The organism is Saccharomonospora halophila 8 (assembly GCF_000383775.1).
GTDB classification, from domain to species: Bacteria; Actinomycetota; Actinomycetes; order Mycobacteriales; family Pseudonocardiaceae; genus Saccharomonospora; species Saccharomonospora halophila.
The window spans coordinates 58782-62999 of sequence record NZ_KB912556.1; the positions used below are offsets into that span (position 1 = coordinate 58782).

Annotated in this window: 5 protein-coding genes and 2 pseudogenes; 5 read left to right on the forward strand and 2 right to left on the reverse strand. The window is 71.8% G+C overall.

Annotation, left to right across the window (positions count from 1 at the left end; all coding sequences use genetic code 11):
- Positions 1-221, reverse strand: a pseudogene (locus SACHA_RS21835) (electron transfer flavoprotein subunit beta/FixA family protein); the annotation flags it as partial.
- Here SACHA_RS21835 and SACHA_RS0112270 point away from each other — a divergent pair.
- From SACHA_RS0112270 to SACHA_RS0112290, 5 genes and pseudogenes are all read left to right on the forward strand, one after another.
- Positions 221-832 (forward strand): annotated as a pseudogene (locus SACHA_RS0112270) (molybdopterin cofactor-binding domain-containing protein); the annotation flags it as partial. The pseudogenes SACHA_RS21835 and SACHA_RS0112270 sit on opposite strands and share 1 nt — an antisense overlap.
- Before the next feature lie 44 nt (positions 833-876).
- Positions 877-1722, forward strand: a complete 846-nt coding sequence (locus tag SACHA_RS0112275; protein ID WP_019810091.1) for an SDR family oxidoreductase — start codon at positions 877-879, stop codon at positions 1720-1722.
- 39 nt (positions 1723-1761) lie between these two features.
- Positions 1762-2097 (forward strand): DUF3140 domain-containing protein, encoded by a 336-nt coding sequence (locus tag SACHA_RS0112280; protein WP_019810094.1) that lies wholly within the window; start codon positions 1762-1764, stop codon positions 2095-2097.
- 64 nt (positions 2098-2161) lie between these two features.
- The gene (locus SACHA_RS0112285) at positions 2162-2956 is read left to right on the forward strand and encodes a PIG-L family deacetylase (RefSeq protein ID WP_019810095.1); all 795 of its coding nucleotides are present in this window, start codon (positions 2162-2164) and stop codon (positions 2954-2956) included.
- A 20-nt stretch (positions 2957-2976) separates the two neighbouring features.
- Positions 2977-3330 (forward strand): ArsR/SmtB family transcription factor, encoded by a 354-nt coding sequence (locus SACHA_RS0112290; RefSeq protein ID WP_028663126.1) that lies wholly within the window; start codon positions 2977-2979, stop codon positions 3328-3330.
- 73 nt (positions 3331-3403) lie between these two features.
- Here SACHA_RS0112290 and SACHA_RS0112295 read toward each other — a convergent pair whose 3' ends face one another.
- Positions 3404-4192: an energy-coupling factor ABC transporter ATP-binding protein gene (locus SACHA_RS0112295; RefSeq protein ID WP_019810102.1), complete on the reverse strand. Its 789-nt coding sequence runs from the start codon at positions 4190-4192 to the stop codon at positions 3404-3406.
- Positions 4193-4218 lie beyond the last annotated feature (26 nt).

Genomic DNA, 4218 nt, shown 5'->3' on the forward strand with positions numbered 1-4218 from the left:
GCCTCGACGACGCCGGACGCGGCGTTGGCCAGGCCCACTTCCCCGGCGTCGACGCCGAGGTCGGCGACGGTGAGGGTCTCCACCGGCTTCTTCTTGGCCGCCATGATCCCCTTGAACGACGGGTACCGCGGCTCGTTGATCTTCTCGGTGACACTGACGACGGCGGGCAGGTTCGCCTCGAGGTGGGTGATGCCGTCCTCGGTCTCGCGGTCCGCCTTCAAGTGACCTGCCCACCGCGACCGTCGCGGGCGGCTCGTCCGGCACGACGAACTGGGGATCGGCGATCGTGGAGACCGCGCGCCGGTTCCGGGAGAAGTACGGGCCCGACCCGGAACCCGGCGACGGGTTCACCGCCGCGATGCGGCCGAACCCGGACACCGAACGGTTCTCGATGCACGCGTTCGGCGCGCAGTTCGCCGAGGTCCGGGTCGATGTCGACACCGGCGAGGTGCGGGTGCCCCGGCTGTTCGGCGTGTTCGCCGTGGGCCGCGTGGTGAACCCGCGCACGGCGCGCTCGCAGCTCGTCGGGGGCATGACCATGGGCCTGTCGATGGCCCTGCACGAACAGAGTGTGCTCGACGAACGGTTCGGTTTCGTCGTCAACCACGACCTCGCCGAGTACCACATCAGCGCCTGCGCGGACGTCGACTCGGTGGAGGCCACCTGGATCGACGAGCGCGACCCGGCGGTGAACCCGATGGGCACGAAGGGGATCGGCGAGATCGGCATCGTGGGCACCGCGGCGGCGATCGCCAACGCGGCCTACCACGCCACCGGCGTCCGGGTGCGCGAGCTCCCGGTCACGGCGGACAAGCTGCTCACCGACTTCTGACCCGATACACCGCCGACGACCACCCCCGACGTGAGGAGGACCCGGTGACCCAACCCGAGCAGACACAGCGGCCGCCCGGCGACACCGGGGAGATGGCGCCGGAGCCCGTCGACGAGATGCGCGGCTACGTCGGCCGCGACCTCCTGGCGGGCCGCCGGGCACTGATCACCGGAGCGGACTCCGGGATCGGCCGGGCCGTCGCCGTCGCCTTCGCCAAGGAGGGCGCCGACGTCGCCGTGTCGTACCTCGAGGAGCACGCCGACGCCGAGCACACGGCCGCGCTGGTCCGGCAGGAGGGCCGGCGCTGCCTGTTGTTACCGGGTGATCTCGCCGAGCGGGACCGGTGCGAGTCGGTCGTCACCGACACCGTCACCGAGCTCGGCGGGCTGGAGATCCTGGTGAACAACATCGCCACCCAGTCCGAGCACGAGTCGTTCGACGAGATCACCGACGAGCAGTGGACCCACACCTTCGACGTCAACATCCATTCCTATTTCCGGGTGACGGCGGCGGCGCTGCGCCACCTGCCCGAGGGCGGGGCGATCGTGAACACCGGCTCGGTGAACGGACTGCGCGGGAACCGGAAGCTGATCGACTACTCGGCCACCAAGGGTGCGGTGCACTCCTGGACGTTCGCGCTGGCGCAGTCGCTGATCGGCCGGGGCATCCGGGTGAACTGTGTCGCGCCGGGGCCGGTGTGGACACCGCTGATCCCCGCGACGATGGAGTCCGGGCACGTCGGGTCGTTCGGTGCGCAGACCCCGATGGGCCGGGCCGCGGAACCCGACGAACTGGCGCCGTCGTACGTCTTCCTCGCGGCCGGGCGGCTGTCCTCCTACTACACCGGGGAGGTCATGGCCGCGCTGGGCGGCGAGACCACACCGGGGTGAACACCGCCTTCCGCGGGAGAACGGACAAGGAGATCGCCAGTGGACAGTGCGGACGAACGGCTGTGGGACGAATTCCACCGAGTGGTGAACATGAGTTCGCGGGAGCTGAGCGAGTGGTTGCGGACGCGCTCGTCCACGCCGGACGACGAGGAGTATCCGGACCGGGCGGGCCCGCACCTGGGCCAGCGGGTGCTGGAGATCCTCGGCAAGCGCAAGACCGACCTGATCCCGGACGACTTCGACGTCATGCGCAGGGTGGTCGACAAGGTCCACGGACAGCGGCGCGAGGATCTGGAGCCGACCGCCGGGGAGACGCACTGGCGGCACCGGCTCATGTCCCTGGGACACGATCCGCTCAAGCCGCCCTCGACCTGACCGACCTGGCCCCGCCGTCTCCCGGCCCCGCGCGGCGGGCCGTGCGGGTGGATAGGGTGAACGCATGGCGACGCTGGTGTCCTTCCACGCCCACCCCGACGACGAGTGCATCGGCTGCGGCGGGGTGCTGCGCAAGGCGCACGACGAGGGCCACCGCGTCGTACTCGTGGTGGCCACCCGCGGCGAGCACGGCGAGGTGCCGGACGGGTTCCTCGACGACGGCGAGCCGCTGTGGCGACGCAGGGTGGCCGAGACACACGCCGCGGCGGAGATACTCGGCGTGGACCGTGTCGAGTTCCTCGGCTACACCGACTCCGGCATGATGGGCGCCGACACCAACGACGTGCCGGGGTCGTTCTGGACCACCCCGGTCGACGAGGCCGCGCGGCGTCTGGCGGCGATCCTCACCGACGAGCACGCCGACGTGCTGACCTGCTACGACGACAACGGCGGGTACGGGCATCCGGACCACATCCAGGTGCACCGCGTGGGGATGCGGGCCGCCGGGCTGGCCGGGACCCCGCGGGTGTTCCAGAACACCATGAACCGTGACCACCTCGCCCGTGGGATGCGCGCCGTCGCCGACTCGCCCGAGGGCGCCCCGGTCGAGCTCCCCGATCTCGACGAGAACGTCGGCAAGCCCGAGTCGGTGATCGACACCGCGGTGGACGTGACCGGCTACCTGGGGTACAAGCGCGCCGCGATGCGCGCGCACGCCAGCCAGATCAGTGAACAGTCGTTCTTCCTGGCGATGCCTGACGAGGCGTTCGCCCACGCGTTCGGCACCGAGTGGTTCCTCGGCGACGGCGGCTCCCCCGGTTCCGACGGCACGGCGACCGACCTGCTCGCCGGACTCTGAGTCGGTGGGATCATTCAGGGGTGCCCACGGATTCACGACGCCGCCTGATCGACCCACAGCGGGTGCGAGCCGCTGTGGAATGCCTCGGGGACCGGGACAACGTCCAGCAATGGGCCGACCGGTTCTCGGTGATCGCCGACCCCTCCCGGCTGGCCCTGCTGGTGTGTATCCACTGCGCCCGCGAGATCTGCGTGTCCGACCTCGCGGTCGCGGTGGGGATGACCGACACCGCGGTGTCCCAGGCGCTGCGCATCCTCCGTGCGCACGGGCTGGTCGCCGCCGACCGCCGGGGCCGGGTGGTGTACTACCGGCTCGCCGACGAGACGATGCACGAACTCATCCACCAGGTGCGACCGCACCACCCCGGGAGCTGACGGACCGGCGTCCTCGCCGACACGGTCCCCCCACGGCACGGCCGTCGTCCCCGTCGGGCGGCACGGCCGGGGCCTATGCCGGGTCCATCCGGAAGCCCCACGGCAGTTCCAGGCGGTGCGCGGCCAGCAGCCGCTCGTCGGCGAGGAGCTCCCGGGTGGGCCCGTCGGCGACGACCCTCCCGTCGTCGATCAGCACGCTGCGCGGGCACACCTGCGACGCGAACGGCAGGTCGTGGGTCACCAGCAACGTCGTGGTCCCGAGCGCGAGGAGCACCTCGGCGAGTTCCCGGCGCGCGACCGGTTCGAGGTTGACCGACGGTTCGTCCAGCACCAGCACGTCCGGATCGCTCGCGAGCACGGTGGCCAGGGCGACCCGGCGTCGCTGGCCGACGGACAGGTGGGCCGGCGGCCGGTCGGCGTGCCCGGCCATCCCGACGGCGTCGAGCGCGGCACGCACCCGCCGGGACAGTTCCGGCTCCGGCACGCCGAAGTTGCGCGGGCCGAAGGCCACGTCCCGGCCGACCGTCGGCATGAACAGCTGGTCGTCCGGGTCCTGGAAGACCACACCGACCCGCCGGCGGACGTCGGTCCGGGTCTTCCTGCCGACCGGGACGCCGGCGACCCGAACCGTGCCCTCCTCCGGGATGAGCAGACCGTTGAGGTGCAGGGCCAGCGTCGTCTTCCCCGCCCCGTTCGGGCCGAGCACCGCCACCCGCTCCCCCGGCCGCACCCGCAGATCGATCCCGGACAGCGCCCGATGCCCGTCGGGATAGCGGTGCCGGAGACCGGTGATCTCCAGCGCGGGCGGTTCCGGGGCCAGCCAGCTCGGCCGGAGCAGCAACTTCCACCGCACGATCCCCACGGTATGCGCCGGGCACGCGCGGGGAC